We start from the raw sequence: 16,578 nt of genomic DNA on the forward strand, positions 1-16,578 counted from the left end.
TTGGCCTCGACAGACGTAGCGATCATCGGGCTGGCGTGCAAGTTCCCCGGAGCGGCCGGCCCCGAGGCCTTGTGGCGGCTCATCCGCGACGGGCGGGAGAACACCCAATTCGCCGGGGAAGCACAGCAATTCGATGCCGACTTCTTCAACCTGTCGCCGCGCGAGGCGTGCGCGATGGACCCGAGGCAACGGCTGGCCCTCGAACTGACCTGGGAGCTGTTCGAGAACGCATTCATCGTTCCCGACACACTGCGGACAGAACCGGTTTCGGTGTACCTCGGGGTGATGACGGATGACTACGCCGCGCTGACCCTGCGCGACCTCGCCGACAACCTCGACCACCACACGTTCACCGGCATCAGCCGGGCGATGATCGCCAACCGGATCTCGTATGCCTTCGGGCTGCAGGGGCCCAGCATGACCGTCGACTCCGGCCAGTCCTCGTCCCTGGTGGCGGTGCACCTCGGATGCGAAAGCGTGCGGACCGGGCAGTCGTCGCTGGCCATCGCGGGCGGGGTTCACCTCAACCTGGCCGACGAAATCGCCATGCTGGAACGGGAATTCGGCGCCGTGTCGGTGTCCGGCCACACCTACGCTTTCGATCGGCGCGCCGACGGTTACGTGCGCGGTGAGGGCGCGGGGCTGGTGCTGCTGAAGCCCCTGCCGGCCGCGCTCGACGACGGCGATCGCATCCACGCCGTCATTCGCGGCAGCGCCGTCGCCAACGCCGGGCACAGCCCGGCCGGCCAGACCGTGCCGTCGGCGCGTGGCGAGGCCGACGTGATCCGCCGCGCGCTCGCCGACGCCGGCCTCGAGGCGGCGGACATCGACTACGTCGAGGCCCACGGCACGGGAACCAAAGTGGGTGACGCGATCGAAGCCCAAGCGCTGGGTGAGGTTTTCGGCGTGCGCGCACACGATCCGGTTCGGGTGGGATCGGTGAAGACCAACATCGGCCACGCCGGCGGCGCCGCCGGGGTGGCGGGTCTGCTCAAGGCCGTCCTGTCGATCCACCATTCGACGATTCCGCCGAGCCTCAACCATGCCGGCCCAGATCCCGAGGTGGATCTGAATCGCCTTGGACTGCAAGTCAATACCGTGGCGGTGCCCTGGCCGTCCACGCGCCACCCGCGGCGGGCCGGGGTGTCCTCGTTCGGCATGGGCGGGACGAACGCGCACCTCGTCGTGGAACAGCCTCCCGCCCAACCCGATGCGGCGCAATCGAACTCAGGCTTCACGGTGCCGTGGGTGCTCTCGGCCCGATCCGAACGCGCGCTCACCAACCAGGTGCGGCGGCTGTCGGACCACCTGGCCGAGCGGGAGGATCTCACCCCCCTCGACGTGGCCTGGTCATTGGTCAGCACCCGGGCGTCTTTCGAGCATCGCGCGGTCGTGGTGGGTGGCGATCGTGGGGAGTTGGCAACGGGATTGGCGGCGCTGGCGGCGGGGCAGCCACATTCGGGTGTGTCGGTGGGCCGGGGCATGCCGCCGGGCAAAACGGTGTTCGTCTTTCCCGGCCAGGGTTCGCAGTGGCTCGGGATGGGGCGCCAACTCTACGACCGCTTCGAGGTGTTCGCCCGCGCCTTCGACGAGGCCGTCGAAGTGGTGGACGGGCATGTGCGGCTGCCCTTGCGCGAGGTGATGTGGGGCGCGGGCCCGGAGTTGTTGCAGAGCACGGAGTTTGCCCAGCCGGCATTGTTCGCGTTGGGGATCGCGCTGGCGGCGTTGTGGCAATCCTTCGGTGTCGCACCGGATGTGGTGATGGGACATTCGGTGGGGGAGATCACCGCGGCGTGCGTGGCCGGGGCGCTGTCGCTGCCCGATGCGGCCCGGCTGGTGGCGGCCCGCGGCCGGCTGATGGGACGGCTGCCGGCCGGTGGGGTGATGGTGGCGGTCGGCGCCGGCGAGGCCGAGGTGGCCGCGTTGATGGACGGTGGGGTGAGCATCGCGGCGGTCAACGGCCCGCAGTCGGTGGTGCTCTCCGGCGAACAGACACCGGTCGCGGCGCTGGCCGATCGGCTGGCGCAAACCGGTCGGCGCGTACACCGGTTGGCGGTCTCCCACGCGTTTCATTCGCCAATGATGGAGCCCATGCTGGGCGAGTTTTCCGCGGTGGCGGCCGGCATCGAACCGCGGCGCCCCCGAGTCGAGTTGGTCTCGAACCTGACCGGGCGGCCGGCCGATGCCGAGTACGGATCGGCGCAGTACTGGGTGGAACACGTGCGCCGGCCGGTGCGCTTCTTCGAGGGGGTGCGCGCCGCCGAGGCGGGCGGCGCCGCGATTTTCCTCGAGCTGGGACCGGGCGCGGCGCTGACGGCCGCCGTGGACCAATCGCTGAGCGCCGAGCGGGCGGCGTCGCTGGCCACCATGCCCAAGGACCGCCCCGAGACGGAATCGACGCTGGCCGCCGCCGGGCAGCTGTTCACCCGCGGACTCGACCTCGACTGGGCGGGCGTCTTCGCCGGCCTGAACGCGCGGCGGGTCGAATTGCCGACGTATGGCTTTGCGCGAGAGAGGTTTTGGCTCGGCGACGGGCGCGGGCCGGGGGGATCGGGGGCCGCGCCCGCCGCCGTGACGCGCTCGCCCGACTTGGCCCAGCGGTTGCACGGCCTGCCGCGCGACGAACAGCAGCGTGTGCTGCTCGGGTTGGTGTGCGAGCACGCGGCGGCCGTGCTGGGATATCCGGGCGGACAGGCCATCGACCACGACCGCGCCTTCGGCGACCTCGGGTTCGACTCACTGACCGGGGTCGAATTGCGCAATCGCCTCACCACACATGCCGGGACGGCGTTGTCACGCACGGTGATCTTCGACTACCCGACCCCGGCCGCGCTGGCCGATCATCTTCGCCGGCAACTACTCCATGACGATCGCGAGGAATCCGACGACGAAAAACTATGGTCCGCGCTGAGGAGGATTCCTGTGCGTGAACTTCGCAGAACGGGATTGCTCGACAAACTCCTATTACTCGCCGGTGTGCCGGAAACACCCGAAGGCGACGCAAATGAACCCGGTCCCAGCGGTGACGATATCGATTCTTTGAGCCCCGACGATTTAATCGCCATGGCGCTCAATGCGGCGGAAGACGACGAAATCGAATGACGAATTCCCCGCTGGCGGACATGATTACGCGTACACCACGCGCAGTCAATCTGACATGTGTTGAATACCAGAAACTTTTGCAAGACCACAGCCAACCGAATAAACTTCCGGCATTACGCGGAATCGTGTTCACGTTGGTTGGCAATCAAGAGAGTAGAGCATGAGCGTCATCGCGGGTGTGTTCGGCGCTTTGCCGCCGCATCGGTACAGCCAACGCGAAATCACCGACCACATCGTCGAGTTCCCCGCGTTGAAGGAACACGAAGAGATCGTCCGGCGTCTGCACGCCGCCGCCAAGGTCAACAGCCGCCACTTCGTCCTGCCGCTCGAGCGGTACCACGCGCTGACCGACTTCGGTGATGCCAATGAGGTCTTCATCGACAAGGCCGTGGAACTTGGCTGCGACGCGCTGCTCGGCGCCCTCGACGAGGCGGGGCTCGTCCCGCAAGACATCGACACGATCGTCACCACGACCGTCACCGGCGTCGCGGTGCCGTCGCTCGACGCCCGGATCGTGGGGCGCCTCGGCCTGCGCCCGGACGTGCGCCGCGTGCCGCTGTTCGGGCTGGGCTGCGCCGGCGGGGCGGCGGGGGTCGGCAGGCTGCACGACTACCTGCGTGGCGCCCCCGACGGCGTCGCCGCCCTGGTGTCGGTCGAGCTGTGCTCGCTGACCTTCCCCGCGGTCGGCCCGACGGTGTCGGGGCTGGTCGGGACCGCGATGTTCGGCGATGGTGCCGCCGCGGTGGTCGCCGTCGGCGACCGTCGCGCCGAGCAGCTGAGCGCGGCCGGGCCCGACATCCTCGATTCGCGCAGCCGCCTGTACCCCGAATCGCTGCACATCATGGGCTGGAACGTCGGCTCGGCCGGCATTCAGCTGGTGATGTCGCCGGAACTGCCCGCCGTCATCGACCGGTACCTGGCCGACGACGTGAGCCGGTTCCTCGCCGCGCACCAGCTGACCAAGGACGACGTCGGCGCCTGGGTGACGCACCCCGGCGGCCCCAAAGTCATCAATACCATCGCCAAGTGCCTCGAGCTGCCGCCGGAGGCGCACGAGCTGACCTGGCGCTCGCTCGGCGAAATCGCGAACCTGTCGTCCGCGTCGGTGCTGCACATCCTGCGGGACACCATCGCCAAGCCACCGCCCGGCGGAAGCCCCGGGCTGATGATCGCGACGGGACCCGGCTTCGGGTCCGAACTGGTGCTGCTGCGCTGGCACTGAGCGGGTCGCTTCCGTAGGCGGCCGGTGTTGTCGGTGGTGGCTGTGATGATGACAGCATGTCGTCGATCGCGTCCGCTGAGGCCGTGGTGGTCACTGCGAGTGACCGTCTTGAGGTGCTGTTCGGGGAGTTGGCGGAGTTGGCGGGTCAGCGCAATGCGATTGATGGGCGCATTGTGGAGATCGTCGCCGAGATTGATCGTGACCAATTGTGTGGTGTGACCGGGGCGCGCTCGGTGCCGGCGTTGGTGGCCTGGAAGCTGGGCTGCTCGTCGGCCAACGCGCACACGATCGCCACCATCGCGGGCAGGCTCGAGGAGTTCCCGCGCTGCACCGCCGGCCTGCGGGAGGGTCGGCTGTCGGCCGATCAGGTCGGGGTGATCGCGGCGCGCGCCGGGCAGGGATCCGATGAGCATTACGCGCAGCTGGCCGCGGTCGCGACGGTCAATCAGCTGCGTACCGCGGTCAAGCTGGAACCGCGACCCGAACCTGAACCTCGGTCCGAGTCAGAGTCCGAGTCCGAGCTCGAACCTCGGCCCGAGATCGAGCCTGAGCGTTCGATCACTACGACCGCCACTGAGTGGGGCGCCTGTTATCGGATCACGCTGGGCCACTTGGATGCCGCGAAGTTCGACGCCGCTTTGGCGTCTCATCGTGAGGCGCTGATCGCCGAGTGGAAACACGACCACGCAAACGGCGCGGGCGTTTCCGATCAGCGGCCCCCGTTGCCCAGCACCGTCGATGCGTTCATGCGGCTGGTCGAGGCGGGTTGGGACGCCGAGGCCGCCCGTCGCCCGCATGGGCAGCACACCACCGTGGTGGCCCACCTCGACGTCGGGCAGCGCGTGGCAACCCTGCATCTGGGTCCGCTGCTCTCGGATGCCGAACGCCGCTTGTTGACCTGCGATGCCACCTGTGAGGTCTGGTTCGAACGCGACGGGCAGGTTATTGGGGCCGGGCGGGTGACGCGGGTGATCAATCGGCGGCTTCGCCGCGCGCTGGAATATCGCGACCGCACGTGCGCGGTGCCCGGCTGCGGGGCCACCCGGGGCCTGCACGCGCATCACCTGTGGCACTGGGAGGACGGTGGCCCCACGGAGTTGGCCAAGGTCATAAGCTGTTAAACTACCCCCATGTCGCCGAGGAAATCTGCTGGTCAGCGCGTTGGGGTGAGGTCGGCGGCGATTTATGCCCGGATTTCCTCGGATGCGGAGGGCACCGGGTTGGGGGTGGCGCGGCAGTTGGAGGATTGCCGCAGGCTCGCTGCTGACCGGGGTTGGCCGGTGGGCGCGGAGTACGTGGATAACGATGTGTCGGCGTTCTCGGGCAAGCTACGCCAGCAGTATGCGCGGATGCTGGCCGATCTGGAATCGGGTGATCGTGATGCGGTGATCGTCTACAACCTGGATCGGCTGCATCGGCGTCCGGTGGAGTTGGAGGAGTTCGTCACGCTGTGCGAGTCGGTGGGGGTGCGTGATGTGGCGACGGTGACCGCCGATATCGACTTGGGTAATGATGACGGGTTGTTCATGGCACGGATTTTCGCGGCGTTCGCCGCCAAGGAGTCGGGTCGCAAGTCGGCGCGTGTCCAGCGGAAGATGTTGCAGAACGCCCAAGCGGGGTTGCCGCACGGTTCAGCACGGCCGTTCGGCTACGAGGACGACAAGATCACCGTGCGTGAGTCGGAGGCCGCGGTGGTGCGCGAGATGGTGGATCGGTATCTGGCTGGGCAGTCGTTGCGGTCGTTGACGATCTGGCTCAACGAGACGGGCATCGCTCCGAGCGTGGCGAAATCGTGGCAGACCACATCGGTGCGCCAGGTGATGTCGTCGGGCCGGATTGCGGGGTTGCGGGAGCATCGCGGGGAGGTGATCGGGGCGGCGGTGTGGCCGGCGATCATCACCGCCGCTGAGCGTGATCGGGTGCTGGCACGACTATCGGCACGCTCGGTGACGAAAACCCGCACGGCCCGCACGTATCTGTTGTCGGGGATGTTGCGCTGCGGCCGCTGCGGTAACCGGCTGTATTCCCAAGCACGGCATAGTAATCCGCAGAATCGGGTGCGTCGGTATGTGTGTTTGAAAGGCCCGGATCATGGTGGGTGCGGCCGGTTGACGGTGGTCGCCGCCCCGGTGGAGGAGCTGTTGACCGAGTCGGTGCTGACCCGACTGGATTCACCGCAGCTGGCTGATGTGCTGGCGGGTAAAGCCAGTGCTGATCACGATGTGGCCGCTTTGGCCGCTGCGGTCGAGGCGGATCAGGAACGCCTTGATGAGTTGGCCGGTTTGTATGCCGATGGGGCGATCAGCGCGCGGGAGTGGATCGCTGCGCGTGATCCGATCACCGAGCGGATCACGGCGGCCCGCCGCGATATCGCCGCGGCCACCAACACCACCACGATCTTTGAGCTGGTGGGTACTGGCGGTGCATTGCGTGCCGGCTGGACTGATCTGGATTTAGGGCGTCAGCAAGCCATCGTCAAAGCGGTGCTGGATCACGCGGTGATCGCACCGGGCACCCCAGGTGTTCGCCGTCTGGATATCGGCCGGGTGGCGCCGGTGTGGCGGGTCTGACCCGCCGGCCGCGCGGGGTGGTCTGCGCCGATCAGGGTGGCGATGCGGGCGATGACGGCCGGGTCGGTGACGGTGACCGACAGGCCTTGGCGTTCACATGAGGCGGTCAGCCAGGCGATGAACTCCGGGCGCTCGTGCAGCGGGACCGCGCCGGCATCGCTGTTGCCGGCCGCTGGCGGGGGTGATGTGGCCATCACCCGGCGCCCCGTGGCGCCGGCGGGATGCGGGTGACGACAGTCCGGGATTCGGTGATACCGGTGATGCGGGCGCCGATGTGTCGCAGGGCTGCGGAGACGACCAGGACGCGGTCCCCAGCGCTGGTGTGTCCCTCGCGGTCGAACTCCCACAGCACCGCATCGGTGTCGATCGGTTGCTGCCGCCCGCCTGCCGTCAGGTCGTCAGCGAAATAGGAGGATTGCGAATCATCTTGTCGTTGTGAGTGTTTGGCGATCTGCTGGCGGGTCCAGGAGGCGCGGGCGGCGCGCAGGGCTCCCATGGTGGTCGAGTAGCGCCGCGATTTGGTGGTGATATGGCCGCGGTAGCCCAGGGTGTGCAGCCAGCGCCCGATCCCCACCAACGACGGGCCTGCAGACGCGGTGTGTTCGGCGAGTTCGGCGATGGTGACCAGGATGGCACGTATATGTTCGCTGACTGCCAGCTCGCTGATCGCCTCGGCGGACAGCCGGCGCGCGGTGATGCCGAAGTCGTGCAGGGATTTGGTGACGTATTTCGCCAGATACGCCGCGACCCGGCGCGGCGACAACCGCGATACCGTCATGCGTGCGGTGTCGTCGACTTCGGAATCGCTTGCAGTTATCGGCGTTTCGGGTGCCAGTGGTTGGGTGTCGATCTGGGTGCCAAACCGTACGGTGCGCACCCCGTCCTGGTTGGGGTAATCGTCGTCGCCGGTGGGTATGTCGATGCGGACGTGACCGGCAGCGCGCTGGATTAGGGCGGCCAGCTCGGCCGCGGTGATCGGTGACGACCAGCCGGTGTGCTGGTCGGCTACCGGACGGGGCTCCCCACCACCCCACGGGGCGGCGGGGCCGTAACGGTTGTGGTCACCCGATCCGGTGGCGTCGTTGTCGGCTTGTGGTGGGTCGAGGCGAATCAGAGCGTGGACATGAGGGATGGCGCGGGCTTGCAGTTCCACGACTTTGACGAAACTGACCCGCACCGAACCGGGCTTGACGCCAAGGGTTTTCAGATGTGTCGAGACGGCTCGCCGTAACGCGATGGTGAACCGCCGCCACAGCTCGGGCAGATGCCAGGTGAACAAGACATGCCCGACGTAGTCATAGCACTGACGACACAACGGCTGGCCCACGATCGGGTCATCAATGCCGTGGATTATGTTGCACCGCGACAGTTTTCCGTGCGAGCACCGCGTGGATGAGCTGGCGCCATTGCGAGGGCGGCAGCGTGTGCCGGTGGCGTTGTGCACGGCCCCGTAGCTGGGGGCGGTCAGGGTGGTGAACACTTGTGGTCGGGCCGCGACCTCAACCGGGATCTCGTGGTGGCCGCCGGCGGCTCCGGCGTGCACGAGTTGCCAGGTGTCACGGGCGTAGAGGTCTGAGCATGACGGGCACACGGTCGCGCGGCGGTTGTTGCAGCGTGTCCACACGGTGTGACGACGCCCGCCGGTGTCGGCACCGGAGAGCTGGATGGGGTGGGCGCAAAACCCGACCGATTCAGCACGGCGCCACCACGTATCGAAACCGGGTGAGGAGGCGCGGCGCAGCATCTGGGTGATCACCGGCCCGGTATCAGCGGTGGTGGGTAGCCCCGGCAACACGATCATCGGGCTGTCCGCCGCGACGGTGTTCACCGCTGCCCCCGATGGTCACCGTTGTCGGTGCCGGGTGTGGCGTCTCCCGCGTTGCCTCGTGTGCGGGGGCGGGGTGCGGGAAAGGCGCGGGCCAGGACGGTGATGTCGCGGTCGCTGACGTGAAACGCCCGCACCCGGATCGGGTCGGCGGTGCCGTCGATCATCATGTATCCGACACCGGGTGTGGCATCAGCGATGAGATCGCATTCGGCGCCGGCATCGCGTGCTCCTTGGCCCAGGACCATCGCGGTTTGGGTGGCTTCGGTCATGCGCAGCCCGATGCGCACGGTGAACAGCTGCCGCACCGGCAGGGTGTCTTTGGCCGGGTCTTGCACCGCGGCGACCACCGATATCCCGACGGCGCGGCCCTGGGAGAGCAGCAGGCCGAGCAGTTGTTCGGTCTCGGTGCGAATTTTGCGGTCGGTGAGGTAGGCGGTCAGCGCGGCGATCTCGTCGATGACGACCACGATCAACGGCGCGGCCGGGGTGGGGGTGTGCAGGCGGGTGTGTCCGCGCAGCCGGTTGGCCCGGGCCTGCATGACTGCCACCAACTCGCGCAGCAGCTCCAGGGTGGGTTGGCCGGTGTGGTGGCAGAACCGGGAGAACATCGGGGCACCGGCGCCCAGTTCCATGCCGCCTTTGGGGTCGATCACGCATAACCGCACCCGCCCGGTCACGACGTGTGGCGCCAGTCCGGCGATCAGCGACCACAGCACCGAGCCCTTCCCGGCTCCGGTGGCACCGGCGATCAGGATGTGATGTCCCACAACGGGAAGCCGCCACCAGGTCCGCATCTCGGTGATTCCGACCCGCACCGCAGCCAGGTCAACCAGGGTTGCCCGCGTCGGCATCGGCAGGGCGATGGGTTGGGCCAATGCGTCGCCGCGACTGATGATGATCCGCAGCTCGCCAGGGGTGGTGGCACGGATCGTGAGCCGCTCGGCCCGCCACGCCGCCGCCAACGCATCGCCGCGCTTTTGCCAGTCAGCGATGGACTGGCCGGCCACCACCCGCACGATGAGCACGTCGGCATGATGCCCGATGCGCACCGACCGCAAGGCTGGAACCAGGGTGCGCTCGCCCAGCTTGGCGCACAAGCCGTGCAGGGTGCACACCGATTCCCAAGTGCGGCGGTAGCGCCACCACGACAGCCAGCGTTGCCGCACCGGGCCGCTCACCCACGCGGTGAACGAGGACGGCTCCACGACTGCCCAGCCGATATAAGCCGCGGCAGCCAACCCGGCGGTCAGCAAGCCCGCGCCGGGCCCGTGAGCGATGGCAACCCAGATCGAGACGATGACCGGGATACTGAGGACGGGGAACAGGATTGCCCACCACAGCAGCTGCCCGGCGGCTTTGACCAGTCCCCAGATCAGCTCGCCGACCCAGTCATCATCAGATGCTTGATTAGTGTTGCGGTTATTACGGTTTGGAGTATTCGACACGACGGTCTGCCTTCGCTTGCGACGGAAAAAGAAGGGGCGGGAGCGCCCGGCCGGCAGCCCACACGGACACGCTGTCGTGGGGCTGCCGGACCGGCGCGCGGTTACCGGGCCTGCTGGCCCGCCTTCGCGGCGGCTGCCGGGTCGGCGGCGGTGATGGCCTCGGCGCGATACGCGATGCCCGAGCGGCCGTCCTGTGACCACGGCAACGCCACCAGACCCGACACCGCAACCGGTTGCCCGACAATCACTTTCGGCTCACCAACCACGGTGACTGCCAGCACCTCACCGCCGGTGGCGTCTAGGGCGATCAGCTGGACCTGCCACAACACCTGCCCGGTCGCCTTGTCGATGCGTGGGGCGCCGGTGTCGAAATTGGTGCGCTGCTCGGGAATCCGGGTGCACAGAAACGTCACGCCGGTCGTCTCGATTCGCAGTTTCATGATGGTGTGTCCTGTCTTCTCGGTGAGCGGCCCAACGGTGTTGTTGGACGCGCCACCCAGTGCAGCCCGACACCAGCCCAGCTCACCAACGGAGGACTGAAACACACACCACGGCTGTGCAAAACTGTGCGCCGCCCACGCCGTGGGGGGTGGATTCACGGCGTTGACGCCGCCCCACCAGTGCGCGCGCTTCTTGTGTCAACGTCGCCATCGAGGCAGCCGGGTAGGGTGTGTGGCAACCGCGCACGCCACAACGTCGACAGTGCTGCGCGGAATCGGCTCGCGGGGGTGACATTGTTCGCACTGCTGGTCAGGTTCAGTCTTCGCCCTGGACACGAGGACGCCTTCGACGCGCTTGTGGCCGAAACATTGGCCGCGATCACTACCGAGGAACCCGACACAATCGTTTATGCGACTCACGCTCACGCCGCCGAGCCCAGCGTGCGGGTGTTCTACGAGTGCTACCGAAGCCACGACGCCTTCCAAGCACACGAAGCCGCGCCGCACACCCGCCGATTCCTGTCCGAGCGAACCCAGCACCTGGGTGGCCCGCCGGCAGTGTGGACCCTGACCCACGTTGCCGGTGCGATCAATGGGCAGCCGCTTCGAGGTGACGGTGCCTCGCGCTGACCCCACAGCCGGCGATCTGGTTCGTATCTACCGAGAGGAAAAGAACTGGTCCCAGAAGCGCCTGGCAGGCCAGATGCACAAATCGGTCAGCTGGGTCTCCCAGACCGAACGCGGCGAACTGCCGCTGAACGACCTCACCGTCATACAACGGCTGGCCGCAGTGCTCGGCGCACGGCCACAGGAACTCATCGAAGCCGCCCTGGGACCCGACGCCGAAACCATCCGCAACCGCCCGTACGTCGAACAGCTTCGTCTGGCCATCGCCGGACACCCCGCCCCAGACCACATCATCACACCGGCGGCCGATGGCCCTTCCTGCGATCTGGAATCACTACGACAGCGCACCCTGCATATCTGGGAGCGCGTCCACGCCAGCGCCTACCGCGACATGGGACCAGCCATCGCCGCCCTGATCAGCGAACTCGAACACACCAGCCGCACTGCCGCGAAAACCCAACGCCCTCAACTTCTTTCGCTGCTCGCCCAGACCTATCAAGCCGCCGCGGCGATGCTGGTCAAAGTCGGCGACCGCGGTGCCGGATGGGTCGCCGCCGACCGCGCTATCGCCGCCGCCGAACGCACCCACAACCCCGCCCTGATCCTGGGCGGTCAACTGCGCATGGCCCGCACCCTGCTCGACTCCAGCGAACAAGCACTGGCCCGCCACGTCTTAACCCAAGCAACCCAACGACACGAAGCCATCATCGCCGGCGGCGATCACGCCCTGACCTCGCTCGTGGGCTCCAGCGCGCTGCTGCTGGCGATCCTGCACGCCCGCGACGCCAACACCGCAGACGCCGAACAGTGCCTGACAGTGGCACGCCGGCTCGCCGCCGTCCTGGGCGCCGACCGCAACCACCACGACACCGAATTCGGCCCCACCAACGTCGCCATGCACTCCGTCGGCGTCGCGGTCGAACTCGGCAACGGACAACAAGCCCTCGACCGCGCCGCCCACGTCCACCACCCCGAACAGCTCTCACCCGAACGCCAAGCCCGCTACCTCATCGACATCGCCCGCGCCCACCTGCTGACCCGCTCCGGCCGCGACGCACTACGCGCCCTGATCAAAGCCGAACAGATCGCTGTCGAAGAACTCGCCGAATCACCCCGCGTCGCCGAACTCATCGACGACATCGAAGCCCTCAACCGACGACCACGCCTGCCCGGCCTGCGCGAACTCCGCCAACGCCTCTACGGATAAACGCGCACACCCGCGACACGGCCGCTGCCATCCCGCCGCCTCGGCCACCGCAGCACCCCTCCCACAGCTCAACCGCCCACCCAAGCAGATCCACCCCTGCGGGCGGCTACCCCCGGGCTCCGCTGCGCTCCCTCTGCTTCCGTCCGCTGACGCTCCCGTCCGCGCCGGTCGCTGCACTGCGCCCCGCGTCCGCCGCCCGCCACAAAGACCAGCCCACCAGCGAGCCGCCGGAGAGCTTCCGCCGTCCAGACAACGGGCAGCGACGACCGTGTACACGGCCCCAGCAAGCCGCAACCGTCGAGTCGCCCTCGCTGCCACAGATCAGGTCGCGACCGACTCCTGAAAATGATGTCTGACTTCGGCGGTGAGGACTTTCTTTACTGGTATCAAGCGGCCTGGTCAGCCATTTCCTGGATTGGCTTGCTGCGTGGCGCCAAGCGCACCGGGCTGACGCTCACCAGCTTGGGCGCAACCTGCTTTCTGCGGCCGCTGCTGGCAGTATGGCAGGTGAACTGCGCCAAGCGGTGAAGGCGATGAACCCTCAGCTCGCCAGCGTGAAACATGTAGTGGTCATTTAGCTAAACGCGGGAGACATGTAGATGAGCTCATCCAGCAAGCGTGATAACGCTGTCGAGCCCACTGTCGGCGGGCCCGATGGCGACGGGCACGCGCGCGGCCTGCGCATCGGCAGCGCCGGTGAACGCCACCAGAAACCGTTGATGATCGCATTCGCGTTGACCGCCACCTATGCCATCGTGGAGGTCATCGGCGGTATTGTCACCGGCTCCCTGGCGCTGATCAGCGACGCTGCTCACATGGGTACCGATGTGCTCGGACTCGCGCTCGCCTTGTCCGCGATCTACATGGCGAAGCGGCCGGCCGCAGACCAGCGCACCTACGGCACATACCGGTTGGAGGTGCTGGCCGCGATCATCAACGGGCTGCTGCTATTCGGCGTCGCCTTCTACGTCCTCTACGAGGCGGTGCGGCGCTTCCTCGCGCCGCCAGAGGTGCTGGGTGTGCCGATGTTGATCGTCGCCACGGTTGGGCTGGCGGTCAACGTTCTTTCCTTCCGGCTGCTCACCGTTGGCGCCAAGGAGAGCCTGAACGTCAAGGGCGCCTACCTGGAGGTGCTCTCCGACATGCTCGGTTCGATCGGGGTCATCGTCGGGGCCATCGTGATTGCGGTCACCGGATTCCGCTACATCGACGCCATCGTCGCCGCGGCTATCGGCCTGTTCATCCTGCCGCGTACCTGGCAACTCATGCGTCACGCCCTGCGCATCATCATGGAGGTCGCACCTCCCGGAGTCGACGTCAACGGTGCCGCCCGTGACCTGACCGCGCTTCCCGGTGTTCGTGAGGTCCACGACCTGCACATCTGGACGGTCACCAGCGGCATGGAGGCTGCTACCGCGCACGTGGTGATCACCGATGGCGCCAACTGGCACGCCGTGCTGGACTCAAGTCGCCAACTCCTTGCCGAACGCTACGGGGTCACCCATTCCACAATCGAGGTCGAGCCTGCCGGGCACGTCGAACAACCCACCGGCTTCTGACCGCAGCGCGCAAACGGGCGTGTGAAGCGAAGCCGCGATACCAAGGTGGGCCGCCGGGGCGCGCGCTGACCGACACCTTGGATCTGTCGTGAACCACGCTTGCGCTAGGCGAAAATCGTTGACACCGCGCAGCCCCAACGACCACCAGAAAACGGCAGTGTCGTCGCTTCTCGTTGGCTCAACCGCCAGCCCGCCGGGTATCCGCCTGCTGCACAGTCCGCTCTAAACCTCAATCCCTAGGCCCGGGAAGCCGGCATGGCGCTGACTAGACCCGGGGGGCTTAAGGCGATGACCAAGGCGGTCATCGAGACCGCTTGCCCATCTACGCCGCATCCAACGCCATCGCTGCCGCTGAAGCGTTGGATGCGGCGCTAGCACCCGTTTTCACTGACCCCCACCGCCAGTCGCTGATATCACCCACCCCCCCAACGCTCCGCTACCTGTTGCGCGCCGCGCAACACTGGCGGGTCAGCCGCAACTCCGCCGCGCGCGAGGCTACACGGCGCCAAAAGGTCGTCAACGTTCCGCCCGCCTGGCCCGACCGCAACGCCGACATCTTGCATCTGCCCGGCCACTGGCCCTGGGCTGACGCATGGTTTACGTTGTGGCGCAACATCATCGGACAGCACCGCCAGACCTCCGCCGGAAGGACGGAACGGAGCAAAGGAAAGCGGAGCAGACCAGCGGATACAGCACGCCATCCACCGAAAATCCCGATCAGACCAGGCGGCATCAGTTCAACGCCAGCCCCGTCGGTGGATTCAGGCTAAGGCAGCGACGGCAGCGTGATCTCCGATGGCAGCGTAATTTTCGATGGCAGTGATGGGAGGGTGATATCCGACGGCAGCGACGGCAGTCGAAAGCCGCCCGAGGTGCTGGTCGTTGGCGCGGTAGTTGTCGTAGTTGTCGTTATGGAAGGGCTGCGGCCCTGACTGGCGGTGAACAGCGCGATGATGCCCCAGGTGATCAGCGCGATGAGGATCGCGAGGACCGCTGCTAACAACACCACGGGCCTGCGATACCAAGGGCTGAGATACGGCTGTTTTCGACTCTGGCCGAGACTTGCATAGCTAGGCTGGTCATCGCCGCCGTCGTTTGGAGATTCGTAGCGGGCCACGGTGCCCGATCGTAGCAGCCACCATTCATTCGGCGGAACGCTTCCGGCCCGATGACCGCAAGCCCGGTGGTATCGCTGGCGCCCAGCCGCAGTCGTACATTTGAGAGCAAATCGATGAAACCACTGGTGAACTGGCTCTGAATGAGGCCAAGCTTCAAGCCCAGACGGTTACACCATGAAGAACCGCCTACTTCGCGTGCTTAATCCACATTGCCGAGGTGCGGCGTCTTCGCGATCGTACCTAAACCACATTTGAGCGCCATACTCGCAGTCCGCGTGCATCGCCCTCATGACACGAATTCGTAAGCCATCAAAAGGGGGGTTGGACTACCAGGGCGCGGCAGTGCCCACACGGATGAACAAACTCGGCGCCGGCGGCGCCCCCGGCACCGGCAGTTTCGTGTGGCCAGATCCGGCCGAGGAAAGCGACGCGCTCGCCCGCGCCGCGCAATCCGCTGAACGGCACGCTTTCGCTGAGCTGCGGCAACGCCAGACCATCACTAGTTCAGGCGACGGCCAACCAGCCAGAGACGACAGCGAGAAAGCTGAGATTCCCCCGAGATCGTGGAAGGGTCAGCGATAAAGAGTACCGATGTCAGAGAAACCGAAGAAGTACGACCAGGGGGTTCTGTGAGGGAACGGTTCCGATCGTCTTGTGCGTGAGACGCACAAGACGATCGCCGCGAATGCGCGAGGATGTATGAGGGCACTCCCATCGGCCGACGAACTGACAGCTGCCAAAAGACAGGGCCGCCAACGGATTCGGCGGAGGAGCGGCTGTGCTTGGTCGCTCGGCTGAGTCGGCCAACGGGCTACCGAGGGCCGCCGTCAAAACAACGCGCCGCGCGCCCGGTGGCCAATCCCAGTCCTTATCTACCAGCGCGAGCACGCGCTCGGCTTTGGCCCGCAATCGCACTCGGCCCATCAGGGCCGCATGGGTCGATCCGGTCAAAACACGCCTCGATATCGGCGTCCAGCACCCACTGATAGCCGCGGGAACCGAACATCTGGCCGTCGCCTACTGGGAGCCCCGTGGTCCATCAGTGGCGCACTATTTGCCCGTCCCGTTCTATGCTCCCGGCTGGGGGGTATCGGGGCGGTATTGCGGGCAGTAGGAATTCACCGCGGCGCCGAAGAAATATCCGGCCTCGTGCGCCGAAAGATCGGTGTTCTTTACCAGTGACAAAATCAGGTTGGCCGGCGTCTGGTCTGCATCGAGCCCGGTGCACACCCTGTGGCCGGCCGCGATCGCGGCATCGCGGTTGGCAAAGACGATCCCGTGTTTCTTGAGCGCGGCGAGGAAGTCATCATCAGTTTGATCCGCTGATGCAGGCGTAGCGAATTGCAGCGCAGCAGCAAAGAGCAGGATCACGCTCGTGATCGACCACTTCCCACGAGACATATTCGATTGGGCCACTAGTTTTTCCTCCGAGTGCCGGAAGATCTTGAAAAGCGGGAGCG

The 16,578-nt window shown here is 66.7% G+C and carries 12 protein-coding genes and 2 pseudogenes; 9 read left to right on the plus strand and 5 right to left on the minus strand.

Translation table 11 applies throughout. The annotated features are described in order from the left end of the window. The 4 genes and pseudogenes from QGN31_RS11140 to QGN31_RS11155 all read left to right on the plus strand — a co-directional run bounded on the left by QGN31_RS11140 (position 1) and on the right by QGN31_RS11155 (position 6,894). Positions 1–3,102 carry a type I polyketide synthase gene (locus tag QGN31_RS11140; RefSeq protein ID WP_014385090.1) on the plus strand — a complete coding sequence of 1,034 codons (3,102 nt, stop codon included), beginning with the start codon at positions 1–3 and terminating at the stop codon, positions 3,100–3,102. Between the two features lie 160 nt (positions 3,103–3,262). Further along, positions 3,263–4,324: a type III polyketide synthase gene (locus QGN31_RS11145; protein ID WP_008257608.1), complete on the plus strand. Its 1,062-nt coding sequence runs from the start codon at positions 3,263–3,265 to the stop codon at positions 4,322–4,324. 56 nt (positions 4,325–4,380) lie between these two features. Continuing rightward, positions 4,381–5,436: pseudogene (locus tag QGN31_RS11150) on the plus strand (HNH endonuclease signature motif containing protein); the annotation flags it as partial. Between the two features lie 18 nt (positions 5,437–5,454). Beyond that, positions 5,455–6,894 (plus strand): recombinase family protein, encoded by a 1,440-nt coding sequence (locus tag QGN31_RS11155; RefSeq protein ID WP_082408944.1) that lies wholly within the window; start codon positions 5,455–5,457, stop codon positions 6,892–6,894. A gap of 193 nt (positions 6,895–7,087) precedes the next feature. Here the strand turns inward: QGN31_RS11155 and QGN31_RS11160 are convergent, their stop codons facing one another. The 3 genes from QGN31_RS11160 to QGN31_RS11170 all read right to left on the minus strand — a co-directional run bounded on the left by QGN31_RS11160 (position 7,088) and on the right by QGN31_RS11170 (position 10,607). Then, positions 7,088–8,695, minus strand: a complete 1,608-nt coding sequence (locus tag QGN31_RS11160; RefSeq protein WP_082632479.1) for a replication initiator — start codon at positions 8,693–8,695, stop codon at positions 7,088–7,090. A 23-nt stretch (positions 8,696–8,718) separates the two neighbouring features. Next, on the minus strand, positions 8,719–10,167 hold the full coding sequence (locus tag QGN31_RS11165) for an FtsK/SpoIIIE domain-containing protein (protein ID WP_054585836.1): 1,449 nt from the start codon (positions 10,165–10,167) through the stop codon (positions 8,719–8,721). 101 nt (positions 10,168–10,268) lie between these two features. Further along, on the minus strand, positions 10,269–10,607 hold the full coding sequence (locus QGN31_RS11170) for an SCO3933 family regulatory protein (RefSeq protein ID WP_054585837.1): 339 nt from the start codon (positions 10,605–10,607) through the stop codon (positions 10,269–10,271). A 288-nt stretch (positions 10,608–10,895) separates the two neighbouring features. Between QGN31_RS11170 and QGN31_RS11175 the strand changes: the two genes are divergently transcribed. From QGN31_RS11175 to QGN31_RS11195, 5 genes and pseudogenes are all read left to right on the plus strand, one after another. After that, complete coding sequence (locus QGN31_RS11175) at positions 10,896–11,237, plus strand: putative quinol monooxygenase (RefSeq protein ID WP_224188578.1); 342 nt, start codon at positions 10,896–10,898, stop codon at positions 11,235–11,237. Further along, positions 11,224–12,441 carry a helix-turn-helix domain-containing protein gene (locus tag QGN31_RS11180; protein ID WP_054585855.1) on the plus strand — a complete coding sequence of 406 codons (1,218 nt, stop codon included), beginning with the start codon at positions 11,224–11,226 and terminating at the stop codon, positions 12,439–12,441. Before QGN31_RS11175 ends, QGN31_RS11180 begins: the two co-directional genes overlap by 14 nt. 345 nt (positions 12,442–12,786) lie before the next feature. Next, complete coding sequence (locus QGN31_RS11185) at positions 12,787–12,969, plus strand: hypothetical protein (RefSeq protein WP_054585838.1); 183 nt, start codon at positions 12,787–12,789, stop codon at positions 12,967–12,969. Positions 12,970–13,040: 71 nt separating this feature from the next. Further along, positions 13,041–14,000 carry a cation diffusion facilitator family transporter gene (locus QGN31_RS11190; RefSeq protein WP_054585839.1) on the plus strand — a complete coding sequence of 320 codons (960 nt, stop codon included), beginning with the start codon at positions 13,041–13,043 and terminating at the stop codon, positions 13,998–14,000. Between the two features lie 440 nt (positions 14,001–14,440). After that, positions 14,441–14,623: pseudogene (locus QGN31_RS11195) on the plus strand (IS1380 family transposase); the annotation flags it as partial. A gap of 143 nt (positions 14,624–14,766) precedes the next feature. Here QGN31_RS11195 and QGN31_RS11200 read toward each other — a convergent pair. Further along, complete coding sequence (locus QGN31_RS11200) at positions 14,767–15,117, minus strand: hypothetical protein (RefSeq protein WP_224188581.1); 351 nt, start codon at positions 15,115–15,117, stop codon at positions 14,767–14,769. A 1,069-nt stretch (positions 15,118–16,186) separates the two neighbouring features. Then, entirely contained in the window at positions 16,187–16,534 is a 348-nt protein-coding gene (locus QGN31_RS11210; protein ID WP_224188582.1) for a DUF732 domain-containing protein, read from the minus strand. Positions 16,535–16,578 lie beyond the last annotated feature (44 nt).

Source organism: Mycobacterium sp. 2-64, from assembly GCF_035918375.1.
Lineage (GTDB): Bacteria > Actinomycetota > Actinomycetes > Mycobacteriales > Mycobacteriaceae > Mycobacterium > Mycobacterium intracellulare.